This window comes from Humidesulfovibrio sp., from assembly GCF_035560995.1.
Classification (GTDB): Bacteria; Desulfobacterota; Desulfovibrionia; order Desulfovibrionales; family Desulfovibrionaceae; genus Humidesulfovibrio.
In genome coordinates this window covers 1-19,199 of the sequence record NZ_DATMYK010000108.1, presented here as the reverse complement: position 1 = coordinate 19,199, position 19,199 = coordinate 1, and the positions used below count along the sequence as shown (strand labels likewise).

Here is a 19,199-nt window from a genome sequence, read left to right as displayed (position 1 = left end):
GATTCCGATTTCAAGTTTTTGTCCGGCCTCTTGGGCGCGCGGCTGCGCACCCCGGCCAAGGGCGGCTGCTGCGGCTTCGGCGGCATCATGCAGCTTGGCGCGCCGGAGCTTTCCGCCACGGTAGGCGGCGCATGCTGGGAGAACCTGGACGCCGCGCTGGGCTTTTCCGCCGCGCCGCAGGTGACGCCCGCCTATGTGCTGACCGGGTGCAGCGGCTGCGCCATGCAGCTTTCGGCCACCGCGCCCAAGGGTGGACGCGTGGGCCACTGGCTGGAGATTCTGCGCGCCGGGTAGGGCGCGCCGGGTAGGGCGGCCAGAACAGCCCCCCGCGTTTTGTCCTCCGGGGCTTTTGCGGCCAACCCGCGGGTCCGGCGTGAGAAATCGCGGCCTTGCGGGTTGACGAATGGCGCCTGGGCGTTATTTTCAGGCCAGAATTTGACGCGGCCCCGGAAATATCCGAGAACACCCCCTGCGCCACAGCCGGGACAATGTTCCGGTTTGGCGTTTTCCGCCCGGAAGCATGGTTTCACGGGCTCATAATGATGAAGAAATCTGCTGGCAGGACGTTTCTTTGGCCAGCGTAGGAGTTTTCGCCCATGTTCAGTTCCTTCCTGAAGAAGATCCTCGGTTCCAGCAACGACCGCTATCTGAAGAAGCTTGAACCCACGGTGGCCGCCATCGCCGCCCTGGAGCCGCAGATGCAGGCCCTTTCCGACGAGGACTTCCCGGCCAAGATCGCCGGATGGAAAGAAGAAGTGGCGAATGGGCGCAGCCTGGACGATCTGCTGCCTGAATGTTTCGCCCTGGTGCGCGAGGCGGGCAAGCGCGTGCTGGGCATGCGCCACTACGACGTGCAGATGGTGGGCGGCATGGTGCTGCACCAGGGGCGCATCGCCGAAATGAAGACCGGTGAAGGCAAGACCCTGGTGGCGACCCTGCCCGTGGTGCTGAACGCCCTTTCCGGCAAGGGCGTGCATCTGGTCACCGTGAACGACTACCTGGCCAAGCGCGACGCGGCCTGGATGGGCAAGCTGTACAACTTCCTGGGCCTGTCCGTGGGCGTCATCGTCCATGGCCTTACCGACGAAGAGCGCCAGGTGGCCTACGGCTCGGACATCACCTACGGCACGAACAACGAGTTCGGCTTCGACTACCTGCGCGACAACATGAAGTTCTACAAGGAGTCGCTGGTGCAGCGGCCCCTGAATTACGCCATCGTCGACGAAGTGGACTCCATCCTCATCGACGAGGCGCGCACCCCGCTCATCATCAGCGGCGCGGCGGAGGAGAGCACCCAGCTCTACCGTAAGGTCGACGCCATCATCCCCATGCTGGTGCGCGGAGAGAAGTCCAAGGAAGAGGGCGCGGAGCCCACCGGCGACTTCGAGGTGGACGAGAAGGCGCGCAGCATCTCCATGACCGAGCGCGGCGTGGCCAAGTGCGAAAAGCTGCTCGGCGTGGAGAACCTCTACGACCCGGCCAATGCCACCCTGCAGCACCACGTGCTCCAGGGCTTGAAGGCCCACCACCTGTACCGCCGCGACGTGGAGTACATCGTCAAGGAAGAGCAGGTGGTCATCGTCGACGAGTTCACGGGCCGCCTCATGCCCGGCCGCCGCTTCTCCGACGGACTGCACCAGGCCCTGGAGGCCAAGGAGAACGTGAAGGTCGAGGCCGAGAACCAGACCCTGGCCTCCATCACCTTCCAGAACTACTTCCGCATGTACGAGAAGCTCTCCGGCATGACCGGCACGGCCGACACCGAGGCCGTGGAGTTCAAGGAGATCTACAACCTCGACGTGACGGTGATTCCCACCAACCGCGACATGGTGCGCGTGGACAACGCGGACATGATCTTCAAGACCCAGGGCGAGAAGTTCCACGCCATCGCCGACGAGATCGCCGACTGCCACAAGCGCGGCCAGCCCGTGCTGGTGGGCACGGTCAGCATCGAGAAGAGCGAGCTCGTCTCGGCCATGCTGAAGAAGCGCGGCGTGCCCCACAGCGTGCTGAACGCCAAGCAGCACGAGCTGGAGGCCGAGATCGTGGCCGAGGCCGGGCAGAAGGGCCGCGTCACCATCGCCACCAACATGGCCGGCCGCGGCACGGACATCGTGCTGGGCGAGGGCGTGAAGGAACTGGGCGGCCTGCACATCCTGGGCACGGAGCGCCATGAATCCCGGCGCATCGACAACCAGCTGCGCGGCCGCGCCGGCCGCCAGGGCGACCCCGGCACCTCGCGCTTCTACCTGGCGCTCGATGACGACCTCATGCGCCTGTTCGGCAGCGACCGCATCGCGGGCCTCATGAACACCCTGGGCCTGCAGGACGGCGAGGCCATCGAGAACCGCATGGTCAGCCGCGCCATCGAGGGCTCGCAGAAGCGCGTGGAGGCCCACAACTTCGAGATCAGAAAGCAGCTGCTCGACTACGACAACGTTATGAACCAGCAGCGCGAGGTCATCTACGCCCGCCGCCGCGAGATCATGTACGCCGAGACCCTGGACGACATCGTGCAGGAGTACGTGGACGAGCTTCTGGACGACATCTACGCCCCCATGGAGCACGCCAAGGGCGGCCTGGACGAGGAGACCGCGGGCATCATTTCCTCGCGCCTCGACGAGGTGTTCGACCTCTCCCGCTTCCCCGGCTTCGCCGCGGAGCTGCCCAGCCGCGAGCAGAGCGAGGAATGGATCGCCGAGATTTTGCAGACCCTGCAGGCCGCCGCGCCCGACAGCTACCAGGAGATCCTGCGCTACTTCAGCCTGGAGACCCTGGACCGCAACTGGAAGGACCACCTGCTGAACATGGACCACCTGCGCGACGGCATCGGCCTGCGCGGCTACGGCCAGAAGGATCCCAAGCAGGAGTACAAGCGCGAGGGCTTCGAACTCTTCCGGGGCATGCTCTACACCATCGCCGAGAAGTCCCTGAGCCTCATCTGCCGCCTGCGCATCCAGAAAGAGGTGAAGGAAGAGGAGTTCCAGCACAAGGAGACAGTCTCGGACGTGGAATACCAGGGGTCCGCCTCGGCCGCGCCTGCGGAGCCGAAGAAGAAGCAGCCCGTGAAGCGCGCCGCCAAGGTGGGCCGCAACGATGCCTGCGCCTGCGGCTCCGGCAAGAAATTCAAGAATTGCTGCGGGAAATAATACAGGGGGGCCTGGGGTCCTTTATTGCGTCTTGTAACTGATACTGACAGTATGATACGAGCGGCGTGGCAGCGCCGCAGGCAGTCCGGAGAGCACTTTCGCCTCCGGCGATGGATTTGCATCGCGCCTGTCGGGAGTGCTAGATGACCAAGGTGCTCATTGTCGAGGACAGCCGTTCCTTCGCCGCTCTGGTGGCGAAGCGCGTGCGCCTTGATTTGGGCTTTGAGCCCCACGTGGCCTATGACCTTGCCGAGGCCGAGGCCCTGCTGGCCGCAGACGCCGACTATCTCGCCGCCCTCATCGACATCACCCTGCCCGACGCCCGCCGGGGCGAAGCCGTGGACTTGGCCATTTCCCACCAGGTGCCCGCCGTGGTCCTCACCAGCGATATTTCCGACACCATGCGCGAGAGCTTCTGGAACCGCCGCATCGCGGATTATATCCTGAAGGGCGACGAGGGGAACGTGGACTACGTGGTGCAGCTGCTGGCCAGGCTGCATCAGAATCCGCAGACCAAGATCCTTGTGGTGGACGATTCCCGCAGCTATCGCCATGCCGTGACCCGCCTGCTTGCCGCGCACCGCTACCACGTGCTGGAGGCCGCCACCGGAGAAGAGGCCCTGGCCGTGCTGGAGGAGCACCCGGACACGCGCCTGGTGATGGCGGACTACAGCATGCCCGGCATGGACGGCTTCGTGCTGACGCGCGAGATACGCCGCCGCTTCGGCAAAGACATGATGGCCGTCATAGGCGTTTCCGCCGTGGGTGGAGCCAGGCTCTCGGCCCGGTTCATCAAAAGCGGCGCCAACGACTATCTGAACAAGCCCTTCCTGGTGGAGGAGTTCTACACGCGCATCACCCAGAACCTGGAGATGCTTGAGCACATCGCCCAGGTGCGCGACATGGCGGAAAAGGACTTTTTGACCCGTGTGTACAACCGCCGCTATTTCTTCTCCGCCGGCTCGCAGCTGCACGCGCTGCTTTCCCGGCGCAGCCAGCCCATGACCGTGGCCATGCTCGACATCGACCACTTCAAGAACATCAACGACTCCCTGGGGCATGAGGCGGGCGACGCGGTGCTCAGGCAAATGGCCCAGGTCCTGTCCTCGCGCTTCCGCGTGTCGGACATCGTGGCCCGGCTCGGCGGCGAGGAGTTCTGCGTGCTGGCGTCGGATATCGACGCCGACCAGGCCCTGCTGTTGTTCGAGGAACTGCGCGCCACCTTTGAAGCCACGCCGGTGCTCTTCGGCGACATTCGCGTCTCCTACACCGTGAGCATGGGCCTGTGCAGCCAGTCCGGCCTTTCCCTGGACGAGATGCTGCGCGAGGCCGACCGCATGCTGTATCGCTCCAAGAGCGCGGGCAGAAACCGCGTCAGCCTTTCCCGGCCCGGGGCCTAGGCCTAGCCGCTTCCCGGCGCCCGCGCGTCCAACACAGCCTTTGAAACCCGCCCCGGCCTGTGCTAGGGCTTTCTTGCGCGGCGGAACATCCGGCCGCGACGACATTTTTTCGCGAGGTGCGCCCATGACCATCGTACCCAAAGGATACAGCTTCGGCGTCGCCGCCGCCGGCTTCAAGCGGCCGGACCGCAACGACCTGGGAATCATCGTGAGCCACGGCGAGGCCTCGGCCGCGGGCGTGTTCACCACCAACCGCTTCCAGGCCGCGCCCGTGCTGGTGTGCAAAGAGCTTCTGGCCGAACGCCCCCTGGCGCGCGCCCTCTTGGTGAGCTCCGGCCAGGCCAATGCCTGCACCGGGGCGGAAGGGCTGGCCAACTGCCGCGAGACCCTGGCCATCGCCGCCACGGCAGCGAAAGCCCTGAAAATTGAGCCTGAGGACGTGCTGCCCACCTCCACCGGCGTCATCGGCGCGCAGCTTAAGATGGACAAATGGGCCGCCGCCGCGCCGCAACTGGCGCAGAGCCTGGGCACGGCCTCGGCCATGGACGTGGCCAAGGCCATGATGACCACGGACACCTTCCCCAAGCTGGTGGCCAAGACGCTCTCCCTGCCCGGGGGCGAGGTGCGCGTGCTCGGCATGTGCAAGGGCGCGGGCATGATTTCCCCCAAGATGGCCACCATGCTCGGCTTCATCCTCACCGACGCCGACGTGGAGCCCAAGGACTGGCAGGAGCTTTTGTCTTCCGCCGCGGACCGCTCCTTCAACGCGCTGACCGTGGACGGCGACACGAGCACCAACGACACCGTGCTGGCCCTGGCCAACGGCGCGTCCCGCGTGGCCGTGCGCGACGCCAAGTCCTTGCGCCTGCTGCGCGCCTGCGTGACCGAGCTGTGCCAGGAGCTGTCCTACCGCATCGTGCAGGACGCCGAGGGCGGCACCAAGGTGGCGCACATCACCGTGCGCGGGGCCAAGAGCAACGCTCAGGCCGAGCTGGCCGCGAGGGCCATCGGCAACTCGCCCCTGGTCAAGACCGCGCTCTTCGGCTGCGATCCCAACTGGGGGCGCATCGTGGCCGCCCTTGGCCGCAGCGGGGCGGAGTTCGAGGCCGAGGCCGTGGTGCTCACCATCGGCGGCATCCTGGTGTTCGAGAAGGGGCAGCCCTCGCCCGAGGACTTGGACGGGCTGCTTGCGCCCATCATGCGCCACCAGGACGTGGCGATCGAGCTGGACCTGCACGCCGGGCGCGGCTCGTTCACCCTGCTGGCTTCGGATCTCACCAAACGCTACATCGAGATCAACGCGGACTACCGCACGTAATTCATAGGGGCTTCCTCCAAAGCGTCCTGCGCCCCCGTGCGGCGTCAGGATCCGATTCCGGCCCGGGGCTGTACCGCAACAGTACTATCCCCGGCCCGGAATCGAATCCTTCCTGGCCCGGAAACGCAATCCCTCTTTGGAATACAGCCCCGCGCACAAGGCTGGCCCCCCCATGCTCCCCGCAGCGCAGACGGCCAACGGAGGCTCACCCACCCATGTCACGACTCAATTCCCGCTCGCGCATCACGCGGCTTGTGGATTTCCTGAACGAATGCGGCATGCTGCGCAGAACCCCGCGCAGCGGCTACCAGTTCCTGGGCACCGGCCAGGAGAACGTGGCCGAGCACTCCTTCCGCACGGCGGTCATCGGCTTCGTGCTGGCGCAGATGGCCGGGGCCAACAAGGAACGCACGGCCATGCTCTGCCTGTTCCACGATCTGCACGAGGCCCGCACCGGCGATTTCAACTACGTGAACCGCATCTACAACACGAGCACGCGCACCCAGGCCCTGGCCGACTGCCTCTCCGGCACGGGCCTCGGCCCGGAGCTGATGCCCATGTGGGAGGAGCTGGAGGAGACGGCCAGCGTCGAGGCCAAGCTGGCCCAGGACGCGGACCAGCTGGACCTTATGCTGAACCTGAAAGAGCAGAGCGACCTGGGCAACACGTACGCGGACAAATGGCTGGCCGCGGCCAGCCAGCGCCTGCGCACGCCGGAGGGCCAGGAGCTGGCCCGGACCGTGCTTGAGACCGACCACACCGACTGGTGGTTCCTGGGGCCGGACCAGGCCTGGTGGGAGCGCAAGAACGGCTCGCGCACCAATCTGCCAAAGATCGACGTGGACGCGGCCCAGGCCGCCCGGGACGCCGAGGATGAGGACGGCCAGTAGGCCCAGGGGGCCGATTTTCTACGTATTTTATCTCTTACTGGTCGAATTTGTTTAAAATGTCCGGGACGGGGAGGCAACGCCTTGCCTGGACTTTTGGGCTGTGCTATTGCTTGCAGGTTCGTTACAGCTTTTTCTACCCCGCAGGGGCTCATTCACCTGACCCGCATGGAGCAGGCCGGGAAAGGGGGAACCGCCACCAATGATTGAGGGAAGACGCGCACAGCTTTCGCCCGTCGCCCGCCTGGGCGACGCCTCCTTGCGCCTTGTGGGCGAGATGGGGGCCATGTTCCTGTTCTTCCTGGAATCCTTCGGACGCATCTTCCGGTCCTGGGGCCAGTTCCACAAAATAGTGCGCCAAGTCTACTTCATAGGCGTTAAGAGCATCAGCGTCATCACGCTCATCAGCCTGTTCACGGGCATGGTCATCGGCCTGCAGATGTACTACGCGCTGGCCAAGTTCGGCGCCGACGGCTTCCTGGGCGCGGCGGTGTCGCTTTCTCTGGTGCGCGAGCTCGGGCCCGTGCTCACTGCCATCATGATCACCGGCCGGGCCGGGTCCTCCATGACCGCCGAGATCGGCGTCATGCGTATTTCCGAGCAGGTCGACGCCCTGCGCGTCATGGACATCAATCCCGTGGGCTACCTGGTGAGCCCCAAGCTGGCCGCCAGCGTCATCTGCTTCCCCATCCTCACGGCCTTTTTCGACCTTGTGGGCATGCTGGGCGGTTACCTGACCGGCGTGCTGCTTCTGGGCGGCAATTCCGGTGTGTACTGGTACCGCGTCAGCGCGTACCTCAAGATGAGCGACATCTCCGGCGGATTCATCAAGTCCCTGGTGTTCGGCGTGGTGGTGTGCACCGTGTGCTGCTACATGGGCTACTTCACGCACCTCCGGCGCGACTCCGTCGGCCCGGAGGCCGTGAGCCAGGCCACCACCTCGGCAGTGGTCAGCTCCTGTGTGCTCATCCTGCTCACCGACTACGTGCTGACCTCGCTTTTGTTCTAGAGGAAAGGGGCGCAAGATGCAGTCGACCACACCGGACATCCTCCTGGAAGGGCTCACCATCGGCTACGGCAAGAACGCCGTGGTCAGCGGCATCAACGCCACCCTTCCGGGCGGCAAGATCACGGTCATCCTGGGCGGTTCTGGCTGCGGCAAGTCCACGCTGCTGAAGCATATTTTGAAGCTGCACCCGGTTCTGGCCGGGCGCATCGTGGTGGGCGGGCACGACCTGGACAGCCTGGACCGCCGGGGCATGCACTGCCTGCGCCAGCGCATGGGCGTGCTGTTCCAGGACGGCGCGCTTCTGGGCTCCCTCACCCTGGGCGACAACGTGGCCCTGCCCCTGCGCGAGCACACCAAGCTTTCGGAAAAGGACGTGCGCGAACGCGTGCTGGCCAAGCTGGCCCTGGTGGGCCTGGCCGATTTTTACGACTACTACCCGAACGAGCTTTCCGGCGGCATGCGCAAACGCGCCGGCCTGGCCCGGGCCATGGTCATGGACCCGCCGCTGTTGTTCTGCGACGAGCCCACCAGCGGCCTGGACCCGGTGACCGCGGCCGAGCTCGACCAGCTGCTGCTGGAGCTCAAGAAGAGCTTCGACATGACCCTGGTGGTGGTGAGCCACGACCTGGACAGCATGCGCGCCATCGCCGACCATGTGCTGGTGCTGGGCTCGGGCAAGGTGCTGTTCCAGGGCGGCCTGGCCGAGCTTGAGGCCACGCAGGACGAGTACCTGCGCCGCTTCCTGGACCGCGAGGCGGCGCAGCGCTCCACGCCCCGGCTGACCATGCCGCCCCTTGATTTCAAGCTGATGAAGCGCGACTGCTCCGGGTATCTGGACGAATAACCGCCCTGAAGCCGCCCTGACTTGTCGGGCCAGACCAAACGAGGTGCCGGATGAAGAAATATTCCAAGGAAACGCAGGTGGGACTGTTCGTGCTGGTGGGCTTTCTGGCCATCGCCTACATGAGCATCAAGCTCGGCAACGTGCACCTGTTCTCGGACAGCGACTATGCCATCACCGCCAAGTTCAACGACGTGACCGGGCTCAAGGTGAACGCACCGGTGCAGATGTACGGCGTGGAAATGGGCTTCGTTGAAAAGATCGGCATCGACATGGCCAGCGGCATGTCTGTTGTGACCCTGCGCATCCGCAAGGACGTGCAGCTCACCGACGACACCATCGCCTCGGTGAAGACCAGCGGTCTCATCGGCGACAAGTACATCAAAATTTCACGTGGCGGCGGCGAGCCCATTCAGGCTGGCGCCGTGCTTAGGGACACAGAATCATCTATTGACCTGGAAGAGCTAATCAGTAAATATGTTTTTGGCGGCGTGTAAAAGAGCGCCCTATTTCTATTGACAGGACAGGGGAAATGAAAAAAATCGCGAGTGTGTTCGGGCTGTTGCTGTTGATGCTGGCGTTCTCCTCCGTGGCCCTGGCCGGAGAACCGCAGGACCGCCTCAAAGGCGGCATCGACAAGGTCATCGCCATTTTGTCCGACCCGGCCCTCAAAGGCCCGGCCAAACGGGCGGAGCGCCAGAACAAACTGCGCACCGTGGCCGATGGTTTCTTCGACTGGCGCGAGCTTTCGCGCCGCGCCCTGGCCGAGAACTGGAACAAATACTCCCCGAAGCAGCAGGACGAGTTCGTCGCCAGCTTCTCAGAGCTGTTGCAGAAGACCTACATTCGCAAGCTTGAGAAGTACAATAACGAGAAAGTCACCTACGTGAAGGAACAGATCGAGGGGAACCACGCCTTCATCAACACGCTGGTGATGATGAAGGATAAGAGCATTCCCATCAATTACGTCATGATCAAGCGCGACCAGTGGATGGTCTACGACGTTATGGTCGAGGGCGTGAGTCTGGTGAAGAACTATCGCAGCCAGTTCTCCAAGGTGCTTTCCAAGGAAAGCCCGGAAGCGCTTCTGCAGCGCATCAAGGACAAGATCAAGGCCTTGGATGAAGGCAAGAACGTTGATGATGTCGTCGGCAAGGAAGGCTAGGGGGGAAGAATGAAAATTTGCGCTGCGTTGAACGTCCGGGGTGTCGCCTGCCGCTTGCTCGCGGCGGCCGGCTTACTGCTTGTGCTTTGCGGTGCCGGCTTCGCCGCCGATAAGGCCCCAGTGCTTGCCCCGCAGGCCAAGGCCGCCGGTCCGGGGCTCCTCGCCTATGGCGATGACGACATCTGGGATGAGAACGGGCAGATCATCAAGCATACCCCTGGGTCCGGCAAGATGAGCGTGGCCGAGGCCGCCGCCGAGACGCCCGACCCGCTTGAGGGTTGGAACCGCGCCATGTTCACCTTCAACGACAAACTGTACTTCTGGGCCATGAAGCCCGTGGCGCAGGGCTACAGTTTCGTGATCCCGGAACGCCCGCGCCTGTGGGTCCACAATTTTTTCCACAACCTCATGTACCCGGTGCGTTTCACCAGCCTGATGCTTCAGGCCAAGTTTGACGCCGCAGCGGTGGAGACCTCGCGCTTCATCGGCAACACGGCCTTCGGCCTGGGCGGCTTCGCCGACATCACCAGCGACAGCAAGCCCTACAAGCCCATCCCCTCCACCGAGCAGGACCTGGGCCTGACCTTCGGCTATTGGGGCGCGGGCAACGGTTTCTATCTCGTGTGGCCCTTCATCGGCCCTTCCACCGGGCGCGACACCCTGGGCTACGCGGGCGACTACTTCCTGACCCCCACCAGCTACCTGAACCCCTGGTACTGGTCCATGGGCACCAAGGGCTACGACAAGGTGAACGAGATCTCCATGCGCATCGGCGATTACGAGGCCCTGAAGGAGGCCAGCGTGGACCCCTACGTGGCCCTGCGCGACGCCTACCTGCGCATGCGCTTCAAGAAGATGAACGACTAGGCCCTGCGGCCTGATTGGTTCCCATGCGCCAGATGCGTCTCGCGGTCATCTCGGACACGCATTTAAGCGGCCCTGACGAGCGCTTCTGCGCCCTGTACGAAGAACACCTCGCGCCCACCGATGTCTTGCTGCACTGCGGCGACATGGTGGGCGCGTCTTTGTATCACTACCTTTCGCGCCACCCGCGCTTCTTCTGCGTGCGCGGCAACTGCGACCACTTCGTGCTCGACCACGACCTGCCCGTGACCTTGAGCCGGGGCATCGAGCATCCCGGCGGTACGCTCACGCTCGGCATGGCCCATGGCTGGGGCGAGCGCAGCAGCGTGTGGCTGCGTGTGGCCGAGACCTTCCCCGGGCATGACCTGGTGTGCTTCGGCCACACCCACCGCCGCCACTGGGCAGAGCACGCGGGCGCGCAGCTCCTGAACCCCGGCAGCTTCGCCGAGGGCTCCATGGCCCTGCTCGACTTGGCGCAGGACGGCAGCCTGTCCTGCACCTTCCTGGATCTCTAGCTTAAAACCTTTTCGTTTCCCTGATCCTTCCGGCATAGACCATTGCGGTCCTCGGGAATCGAGCCTTTAGGCCGGCCGGGGCGCTGGCCCGCGTCTGGCTTTCTGCCAGTCCTACATTCCGGCGAACTGCTTCTTGGCGGCCAGCACCTTCTTCAGGTACTGGCGCGTCTCCTCGGCCGCGTGCTGCTGGGTAATGGTGTCGTACACGGCCGTGGGCGGGCGGGTGTTGATGGCGTCGAGGGCCTTTGCCCGGTCGCGGTTGAAGGTCTTCAGAAGCGCGCCCGAGCCGCCGTTGTACGAGGCGATGACGCAGTACTCGCGGCTCACCGGGTCCACCACGCCGGGCAGGTGCCGGGTGAACAGCAGGTTCAGGTAGGCCGTGCCGTACTCGATGTTGTTGTCCGGCTCGAAAAGGAAGGCCTTGCTGGGCTCGCCGCGCTTGCTGGTCAGGTATTCCTGCACGTCGGCCCCGGCGGTCTGCGGCACCACCTGCATCAGCCCCACGGCGGGCACGGTGTTGATGGCGTACGGGTTGAAGTCGCTTTCCACGCGGATGATGGCGTAGATGAGGGTGCGCGAGACGTTGAAACGCTTGGACGCGGCCTCCACCAGGGGCTTGAACTTGCCCGCGCGCACTTGCATGTGGTCGCCCGCCATGGGGATGACCACGAAGCGCACGGTCTTGCCGGGCACGCTCGCCGGGCGTTCCTGCGGACCATCGGCCAGCAGCTGCCGGGCGAAGGCCTGGGCCTGCTCCTCGGTGCGGATGTTCTGCCCGCGTCCGTCCTTCACCTCGCCCAGCAGAAAGGGCGTGCCGCCCAGCTTCACCGGGCCGCTGGAGTACATGTCCACGGCGCGCGGATCATAGGGCGTGAGCAGGGTGGTGACGATGGCCTCGCGCAGGCTCTTCACCGGCGCTTCCTGGTCAAGGGTCTCCACGATGATGCGCCCGTTCTCGAAATCCACCATGGCGCGCGACTGGTAGTTCTGGGTGTACTTCACATACTGCTTGGGCTCCGGTTCGCGGGCGTCGCCCTTGCCCCAGTTGCCGTTCACGGCGCGGCGGAAGGTCGCCAGCAGGCCCTTGAAGCGTTTGTAGTCTGCCTCGATGGCGCTGGGGTTGGCCGCGTAGCGGATTGCCTTGCTGCGCGCCATGCCCACGGCCGCGCTGGTGTCGCCGCTGGCCACGCGGGCGATGCTCACGGCGTCGGACGCTGAGCAGGAGGCCGTAAGGAAGCTCACGGCCACCAGGGCGGCGCACAGGGCGCGGGGGGAGCGTCTTTTCATGCGTGCTCCCTGGGAGCGGCCAGGGCGCGGGCCTCGGCCAGATAACGGGCGGCCAGGGCCGCGTCGCCGCAGTGCTCGGCCCAGTGCAGCCACAACAGGCGCAGGGCCGCCTTCTGATCGACATTGGCGGCAGCAAGCCTGTGGGACGGCAGGCCAGCGGCAAAGCCCCGGCGCAGGAGCGCCGCAAGGCTGCCGGCCCGGTGCCCGGGGCGGTGGGCCGCGTTCACGCGCGCAAGACCGCTCTGCGCCAGGCGCACGCGCAGGGCGTGGTCGGCCAGCAGGGAGCGCGCCTTGGCCGCGCAGTCCGCGGCGTCATCCGGCTCATAGAGCATAAGGTGCTCGCCGTCCGTGAACAGCTCATCCTGCCCGTTGGCAATGCGCGGCGTGAGCAGACAGCTGCCGCAGGCCAGGGACTCGAAGACGCGGAAATTCAGGTCGCCGCGCTCGGCGATGTTCAGCACCACGCGGGCTTGGGGCATGAGTTCTGCGAAGTCGCCCCGGCGCACAGCGAGATTTGGGAACTCCGCGCGCAGCCGGTCCAGGAAGTCGCAGCGCTGGGGCGTGGTCTCCGGGTCCACGGTGCCCACGAACAGCAGGTCGAAGAGCTTCTCCGTCTCGCGCGGCTGGAAGCGGTCTACGGCAAAGCCCGGAAGCCAGATGACGCGCCCGGGCGAGAGGGCCTGCGCGAACTGGTCCACGTGTCCGTGGAGGCTTACGGCGCAGAGGTCGAAGGCGCTGGCGTAAAGCGGGTACCAGCCATGGATGTGCGAATCGATGCAGTAGAAGGCCGTGAGGCAGGGGAAGCGCTCCACGCCCACAAGCGGCGGGGGCAGGCTGCGGTCGGTGTAGACCACGGCGTCCGGCTCGCAGCCGCAGCGCTCGCAGATGTCCTCCCAGCCCAGGGCCTGCGGTTTGGTGAGGGGTATGTGCACGGCGCGGAAGCCATGTCCGGCCATGCCCTGCATGAAGAACATGCCGCCCACCCAGGCGATGGTCGTCTCGTTTGCGTTCATGCCGCCCCTTTACGTCAGTTGCAGGTAGCCGATGAAGTCGTCGAGCCCCGCCAGGCGGCACTCCACGTAGGCCGCGGCATACTGGGCGAAGCTGCGGCGCTTGCCGTAGCAAGGATATGTCTCGTCCGCGCCGCCGTAGGCCAGCCCGTAGAATTCCGCAACCTGGGGGTGGATGGGCAGAAAGAAGTCCTCGTACCCGGTTGCGAGGGCGGCCAGCGTGTCTTCGTCCGCCGGGGCCAGGGCCAGCTGGCGCAGGATGCCCCGCGCCGCATGGGCGATGAGCCCGGCCGAGGGGTGGTTCACCGTGTGGAACAGCGGCCGCTGGCGGAAGTTCTCCAGCACGAAGTCCAGATAGGCCACCGGGGTTTTAGCCTGGCGCATGCGCTCGCGCTCAATGGTCTCGTCCAGCAGGGCCGCGAGGTCGTACTTGGCGGCCAGGGGCGTGCGCAGGTACACGTGCAAAATGTCCGCGCCGGGCAGGCCCATGCCGAGCAAGTGGTCCAGATAGCCGTCGCGGTAATCGAAGCCGGGCGCGCCGGACCACAGCGGCCACGGCCCCCGGAAGAACATGTTGGGGATGCACAGGGCCGGCGTGCCCGCAGGCAGCCGGGCCAAGAGCGCCTCGGAGGCAAGTTCGCCCCATTCCGGCCCCAGGTGCTGGTAGAGGAAAAGCCCGCAGGCTTCGAGCGCCACCGGGGGGATCTCCTCCCTGGCGTAGTTCAGGTATACCTTGGGCGCAAAGAAGCGCGCGAACTCCGGGCTGGCCAGCAGGGCGCGGGCCAGGGGATCGCCCTGGCAGTTGGCGTGCAGTATGGCGAGGCGTTTCTCCACGCCAGGACAGTAGCAATCCCCGTGCCGCAGGGGAAGAGCGCGCGCGCCTGCGGGCTTGAAAGACGCAGCGCTTTGCGCTACCTCTGCCCCACCGGGCGGACATCCCGGAACACGGTGCGATTCCGTGGCGAACCCATCGCCGTAACCGGGGACCGGGGAAACGCGGGGCTTCACGAGCCCAGCCACTGCGGGGAACTTCCTGCGGGAAGGCCGTTTCCTCCGGGCTGATCCGGAAGCCGGAAGACCTGTCCGCAGCCGATATAGTTCTGGAACCTGACGGCAAAGGGTTCCGGCGGACGTGTGCGCGTTCGCCGGAACCCTTTTTTTGTTGCCCGAAACCCGACATAAGAACGCAAAGGAGCCCCCCATGCGCGCGAAATTTGACGCCATCCTGTCCACCATCACCCCGGTGGACCAGTCCCTGGCCCCGGCCGGCCAGGCCCACCTGGACAACCTGACCAAGCCCAAGGGCAGTCTGGGCCGTCTGGAGGAGCTGGCCCTGCAGCTTTCCCTGGTGCAGGGCGGGCAGGCCCCCAAGGCCGACCCGGCCCGCGTGTACACCGTAGCGGGCGACCACGGCGTGGTGGCCGAGGGCGTGAGCCTCTTCCCCCAGGAAGTGACGCGGCAGATGGTCCTGAACTTCCTGAACGGCGGGGCCGGCATCAACGTGCTGGCCAAAACCGCCGGGGTCGAACTCTTCGTGGTGGACGCGGGCTGCCTGGGGTCGGGCTTCGCCGAGCACCCGCAGCTCATCCAGGGCAAGGTGGCGGAAGGAACGGCCAACCTGGCCATGGGCCCGGCCATGAGCGTGGATCAGTGCCTGAAGGCGCTTCTGCTCGGCGTGGGGCTGGCCGACCGCGCCCAGGCCGACGGCGTGCGCGTGCTGGGCACGGGCGACATGGGCATCGGCAACACCACGCCCTCCACGGCGCTCTACTGCGCCTACCTGGGGCTTGACCCCGCCGCCATGACCGGCCCCGGCGCCGGGCTCAACCAGCAGGGGGTGGGCCGCAAGGTCGAGGTCATCAAACGGGGCTTGGCGGCGAACGCAGCCGTCATTGCCCGGGGCGACGCCCTGGAGATTCTGGCCGCGCTGGGCGGCTACGAGATCGCCTGCCTGGCGGGCCTGATCCTTGGCGGCGCCAAGAACCGGCAGTTCGTCTGCGTGGACGGCTTCATCTCCACCGCGGCCTGCGTGGCGGCCTGGAAGCTTGCGCCCGCCGTGGCGGACTACTTCGTCCTGGCCCACTCCTCGGCCGAACCGGGCCACAGGCTGGCGGTGGAGAAGATGGGCAAGAGGCCCCTGCTCGATCTGGGCCTGCGCCTGGGCGAGGGCACGGGCGCGGCGGTATGCATGTTCCTGCTGCGCTCGGCTGCGGCCATCTACAACGACATGGCCTCCTTCGCCCAGGCCGGGGTGAGCGAGGGCGTGTAAGGGCCAACGCGAACACGCGCCGTATTTCCGGCGCGGCGCATGCGTGCGCGGTGCGTGCGTGAATGACGAGGGGGCGCCCGTGGGCGGCCCTTTTTCGTGGCCTAGAGGTTCAGCAGGTAGTGGTCCACGGGCGCGAAGTCGTCCGTGAGCACGGGCGGATCGGAAGGGGTGAGGGCCGGAGGCTGGTAGTGCATGGCCAGCATGGCCGCGTACTCCGGGTTCTGGCTGGTCAGCCTGGGCGCGGCCGGAGACTTGAACGCCGCCAGGATGATGTTCTGCAGGCTCTGGGGGTCCTCCGGCTCCAGCAGGAAGCTTTCCACATGGGGGAACACCGAGCGGTAGGTGGCCAGAAGCGCGCGATAGAAGCGGCTCTTGGGGCCTTCCGGCGCGCTGATGCAGTTCACCAGCACCACGCCGTCGGCGTCGAGGGCGCGGGAAAGGGCCTGGGCGGTCTCTTTCGTCGCCAGGTGGAAGGGCACGGAAAGATGGCTGGTGAACACGTCCACCAGGGCTACCTGGTAGCTGCCGGGCGCGGCTTCGCGGTTCAGGAAGCGCCGGGCGTCGTCGTGGTGCAGGGCAAGGCCGGGCACGGCCTTGAGCCCGAAATACTGCTTGGCGATGTCCGTGACGCCGGGGTCGATCTCCACCACATCCATGCGCGGCCTGCCGCCGAACTCGTCCGGGCGGCTCATGGCGTATTTGGGGAAGGAGCAGCCGCCCCCGCCCAGCATGAGCATGCGCTTGATGTCCGGGCGGAAGTGCCCGGCCAGACGGTAGTAGCGGGTGTAGGGCAGGGCCAGCCGCGTGGGGTCGGAAAGGTCCACGGCGGACTGGCTGCCTTCCGGCCCGGTGGAGAGCATGCGCAGGCGCTCGCCCGTTTCGGTGTTGCGGGCGTTGTACACCAGCACGCGCTGGTAGGGCGTGTCCAAGTCGTGGATGTCGGCCTGGTTCAACTGTTTGTCATAGGTGGCGAGTCCCAGGGTGGCGAAGCCGATGAGCGCGGCAACGGCCAGCTTGGCGGACAGATCGCCCTTGTGGGCGCAGAAGGCGGCGGCCACCAGCACCCCGGCCATGCACAGCACCAGGTTGGTGGTGCCGATGGCGGCGGTGAGCCAGAAGCCCGCGGCAAAGGTGCCCGCGATGCTGCCCACTGTGGACAGGGCGTAGAGGTTGCCCGCGGTGCGGCCGGATTTCTTGGCATCGTCCATGCGCAGGCGCACGGCAAAGGGCGAAACCATGCCGAGCAGCACGGACACGGGCACGAAGAGCATCACCGTGGCCGCCAGGGTGGCGGCGGTGAGCCCGGCGCGGTTTTGCAGGAAGCTGAGCAGGAAGCCCTTGAGCCCCGCGATGAGCAGGGTGGCCACGGCCGCCAGCAGGATGATGCGCGAGAGGAGCTTGGCTTCCGGTCGCTTGTCGGCGATTCTGCCGCCCCACCAGTAGCCGATGCTCAAGCTGCCGAGCACCACGCCGATGAGGCTGGTCCAGACGATGATGGAGGTGCCAAGGAACGGCGCCAGCACGCGCGAACCCGCGAGCTCCAGCACCATGACCACTGCCCCGCAGAGAAATACGGCTATTTCGAGCATCTGCCACCTTTGCACGGCCCGGGCGGAAATGTCCAGACGCCCGCCCGGCCCTTTCCGGCCGGGGACGCGAAAAAGCCCGGAATCCGTGCGGACTCCGGGCTTTGCGTGTGTGTTTTGCCTGGGGCCGGTGGATGCTATTTCACAGGTTTCAGGCGCACGGCCGTGCCGTAGCAGGAGTAGTAGCGATCCCCCTCCGGGTGGAAGGCCACGCTCTCGCGGTAGCCCAGGATGGCGTCGGCGTTGACTTCCAGCGCCTGGGCTATGAGCCCGTAGAAGGCGTTGTCGAAGTTGTAGCTGCGGCAGACGATGAGGCCGAAGGTGCCCAGCACCTCGCGCGCGGGGATGGCGTCCAGGGTGACGATCTTGAAGCGCCCGCCCATGTACACGTCCTTGGCCTGACCCAGGCGCGGGTCGGCCTTGGCGTCTTCCTCAACGGGCCTGGTTTTGCTGCCCTTGAATATGGCCATGCGCTTTCCTCCTCAATCTGATGGACTTTCCCGGCCGCTCTTGTAGCCCATCGCCGCCGCAGCGGCAAGGCATTCGGTCCGGTGCGGTACGTCATATTGGCCGTCGTATCGGCCTAGGGCGCAACCTCGACCACAAAGGCCTCGTCCCACTTGAGCACGGCGGCCGCGGCCTGGCGCACGTCCTCGGCCGTCACCTTCTGCGCGGCCTCCACGAGCTTCAGCTCGGCGTCGCGCTCGTAGCCCTGCACCAGGGCGCCTGCGGCCTCGCGGCTGCGGGACATGAGCGACTGCCGGTCCTGATAGTAGTCGCCGGAGAGGATGTTCTTGGCGCGGGTCAGCTCGGCCTCGGGCAGGGGCTTGGCGGCAAGGCTCGCCGCGGCCTTGCGGAAGCCCTCCCTGGACTGGGCCAGCTTGTCCGGGTCGGTGCCGATGTAGAAGGCCAGGAACCCGGCCTCCTTGTACTGGCTCATGAAGGCCGTGACCGCGTAGCCCAGGCCCTGCTTGTCGCGCATGTCGCGGAAGAGCAGGCCGCTTTGCCCGGCCAGGGCCGCGCGCAGCACGGAAAGCCGCGCGCTCATGACCTGGTCCGCCCGGCCCGGGGCCTTGAAGATGATGAAGAGGTGCGACTGGTTGCGCTCCGGCAGGTGCAGCACGCTGGCGGACTTGGCCTTCCACTGCGGGGCCGGGGCCTGCGCGCGCGCCACGCCCGCAGGGGTCAGCTCCCGCGCCAGGGCGGTGGCGAATTCCGTCACCTGGGCCTCGTCGAACTGGCCGCAGACCGAGAGCACGAAGGGCTGGGCCGCCTGGCGCTTCCAGAAGGCCGCCGCCTGCTCGCGGGTGAAGGCCGCCACCTGGGCGGGCTCGCCCAGGCGCAGGGACGAATGCGGAGCCGAGGCGTACAGGATGCCCGGCAGCTTGCGGAAGGCCAGGCCGATGGGCTGGTCCTCGCCGCGCGTGATGGCGTTCAGCTGGTCCTCCTTGGCGCGGGCCAGCTCGCCCGCATCCAGGGCCGGGGTGGCGAGGACCTCGCGCACCAGACCCAGCATGTCCGCGCTGAAGCGGCTGGGGAACTTGGCGTTGACGCTGAAGGTCTCGGTGCCGGTGTTGGCCCCGAGCGAAGCCGCCCGGTCGGACAGGAAGTCCTCCACCTGATTGGCGCTGAGCTTCCTGGTGCCGCGCCCCAAAAGCGAGGCCGTGAGAGCGCCCAGGCCCTGTTCATCGGCCTTCAGCAGGCCGTCGCCGCCGGGCCAGGCGATGGAGAGCGCGGCGTAGGGCAGGGTGGCGTCGGGCTGGAGCACAAGCACGCCGCCGCCGGGCAGGGCGATTTGCCGCACCGCGCCGTCCTTCGCTTCCGCCTTGGCCGTGGCCGTGGCGGCCTGCGCAGGCCAGCGGCGCTTCAGGGTTTCGAGCAGCGGGGCCTCGGCGATGG

The 19,199-nt window shown here is 66.3% G+C and carries 18 protein-coding genes and 1 riboswitch; of the genes, 12 read left to right on the top strand and 6 right to left on the bottom strand.

The window, feature by feature from the left end; translation table 11 throughout:
- The 11 genes from VN419_RS04150 to VN419_RS04100 all read left to right on the top strand — a co-directional run.
- The coding region (locus tag VN419_RS04150; RefSeq protein WP_325644746.1) for a (Fe-S)-binding protein at positions 1-294 on the top strand (294 nt) is incomplete at its 5' end.
- 302 nt (positions 295-596) lie between these two features.
- The gene (gene secA / locus VN419_RS04145; protein ID WP_325644744.1) at positions 597-3,149 is read left to right on the top strand and encodes a preprotein translocase subunit SecA; all 2,553 of its coding nucleotides are present in this window, start codon (positions 597-599) and stop codon (positions 3,147-3,149) included.
- 143 nt (positions 3,150-3,292) lie between these two features.
- Complete coding sequence (locus tag VN419_RS04140) at positions 3,293-4,549, top strand: diguanylate cyclase (protein WP_325644742.1); 1,257 nt, start codon at positions 3,293-3,295, stop codon at positions 4,547-4,549.
- A 124-nt stretch (positions 4,550-4,673) separates the two neighbouring features.
- Positions 4,674-5,867: a bifunctional glutamate N-acetyltransferase/amino-acid acetyltransferase ArgJ gene (gene argJ, locus VN419_RS04135; RefSeq protein ID WP_325644740.1), complete on the top strand. Its 1,194-nt coding sequence runs from the start codon at positions 4,674-4,676 to the stop codon at positions 5,865-5,867.
- Positions 5,868-6,082: 215 nt separating this feature from the next.
- A complete protein-coding gene (locus VN419_RS04130; RefSeq protein ID WP_325644738.1) occupies positions 6,083-6,757 on the top strand; it encodes an HD domain-containing protein in 675 nt (224 codons plus the stop codon).
- Between the two features lie 199 nt (positions 6,758-6,956).
- Positions 6,957-7,763, top strand: coding sequence for an ABC transporter permease (locus VN419_RS04125; protein WP_325644736.1), 807 nt, complete (start codon positions 6,957-6,959; stop codon positions 7,761-7,763).
- 16 nt (positions 7,764-7,779) lie between these two features.
- On the top strand, positions 7,780-8,607 hold the full coding sequence (locus VN419_RS04120) for an ABC transporter ATP-binding protein (protein WP_325644733.1): 828 nt from the start codon (positions 7,780-7,782) through the stop codon (positions 8,605-8,607).
- A 50-nt stretch (positions 8,608-8,657) separates the two neighbouring features.
- Complete coding sequence (mlaD, locus tag VN419_RS04115) at positions 8,658-9,101, top strand: outer membrane lipid asymmetry maintenance protein MlaD (protein ID WP_325644731.1); 444 nt, start codon at positions 8,658-8,660, stop codon at positions 9,099-9,101.
- A 35-nt stretch (positions 9,102-9,136) separates the two neighbouring features.
- A complete protein-coding gene (locus VN419_RS04110; RefSeq protein WP_325644729.1) occupies positions 9,137-9,769 on the top strand; it encodes an ABC transporter substrate-binding protein in 633 nt (210 codons plus the stop codon).
- Positions 9,770-9,889: 120 nt separating this feature from the next.
- Positions 9,890-10,636 carry a VacJ family lipoprotein gene (locus tag VN419_RS04105; RefSeq protein WP_325644727.1) on the top strand — a complete coding sequence of 249 codons (747 nt, stop codon included), beginning with the start codon at positions 9,890-9,892 and terminating at the stop codon, positions 10,634-10,636.
- 23 nt (positions 10,637-10,659) lie between these two features.
- Positions 10,660-11,148 (top strand): YfcE family phosphodiesterase, encoded by a 489-nt coding sequence (locus VN419_RS04100; protein WP_325644725.1) that lies wholly within the window; start codon positions 10,660-10,662, stop codon positions 11,146-11,148.
- 111 nt (positions 11,149-11,259) lie between these two features.
- Here the strand turns inward: VN419_RS04100 and VN419_RS04095 are convergent, their stop codons facing one another.
- Genes VN419_RS04095 through VN419_RS04085 form a run of 3 tightly spaced genes read right to left on the bottom strand, consistent with a single transcriptional unit; the run spans position 11,260 to position 14,279 of the window.
- Positions 11,260-12,435, bottom strand: coding sequence for a murein transglycosylase domain-containing protein (locus VN419_RS04095; protein ID WP_325644723.1), 1,176 nt, complete (start codon positions 12,433-12,435; stop codon positions 11,260-11,262).
- The gene (locus VN419_RS04090) at positions 12,432-13,448 is read right to left on the bottom strand and encodes a glycosyltransferase family protein (RefSeq protein WP_325644721.1); all 1,017 of its coding nucleotides are present in this window, start codon (positions 13,446-13,448) and stop codon (positions 12,432-12,434) included. The genes VN419_RS04095 and VN419_RS04090 overlap by 4 nt, the downstream gene beginning before the upstream one ends.
- A 9-nt stretch (positions 13,449-13,457) precedes the next feature.
- Positions 13,458-14,279 (bottom strand): WcbI family polysaccharide biosynthesis putative acetyltransferase, encoded by an 822-nt coding sequence (locus VN419_RS04085; RefSeq protein ID WP_325644719.1) that lies wholly within the window; start codon positions 14,277-14,279, stop codon positions 13,458-13,460.
- Between the two features lie 106 nt (positions 14,280-14,385).
- A riboswitch (cobalamin riboswitch) is annotated at positions 14,386-14,524 on the top strand.
- Between the two features lie 122 nt (positions 14,525-14,646).
- On the opposite strand from VN419_RS04085, the gene cobT reads away from it, so the two are divergent.
- On the top strand, positions 14,647-15,714 hold the full coding sequence (cobT, locus tag VN419_RS04080; RefSeq protein ID WP_325644717.1) for a nicotinate-nucleotide--dimethylbenzimidazole phosphoribosyltransferase: 1,068 nt from the start codon (positions 14,647-14,649) through the stop codon (positions 15,712-15,714).
- A gap of 101 nt (positions 15,715-15,815) precedes the next feature.
- Here cobT and VN419_RS04075 read toward each other — a convergent pair whose 3' ends face one another.
- The 3 genes from VN419_RS04075 to VN419_RS04065 all read right to left on the bottom strand — a co-directional run.
- Positions 15,816-17,303, bottom strand: a complete 1,488-nt coding sequence (locus VN419_RS04075; RefSeq protein ID WP_325644715.1) for a fused MFS/spermidine synthase — start codon at positions 17,301-17,303, stop codon at positions 15,816-15,818.
- Positions 17,304-17,437: 134 nt separating this feature from the next.
- A complete protein-coding gene (locus VN419_RS04070; RefSeq protein WP_325644713.1) occupies positions 17,438-17,770 on the bottom strand; it encodes a hypothetical protein in 333 nt (110 codons plus the stop codon).
- 113 nt (positions 17,771-17,883) lie between these two features.
- The coding region (locus VN419_RS04065) for a pitrilysin family protein (RefSeq protein ID WP_325644711.1) at positions 17,884-19,199 on the bottom strand (1,316 nt) is incomplete at its 5' end.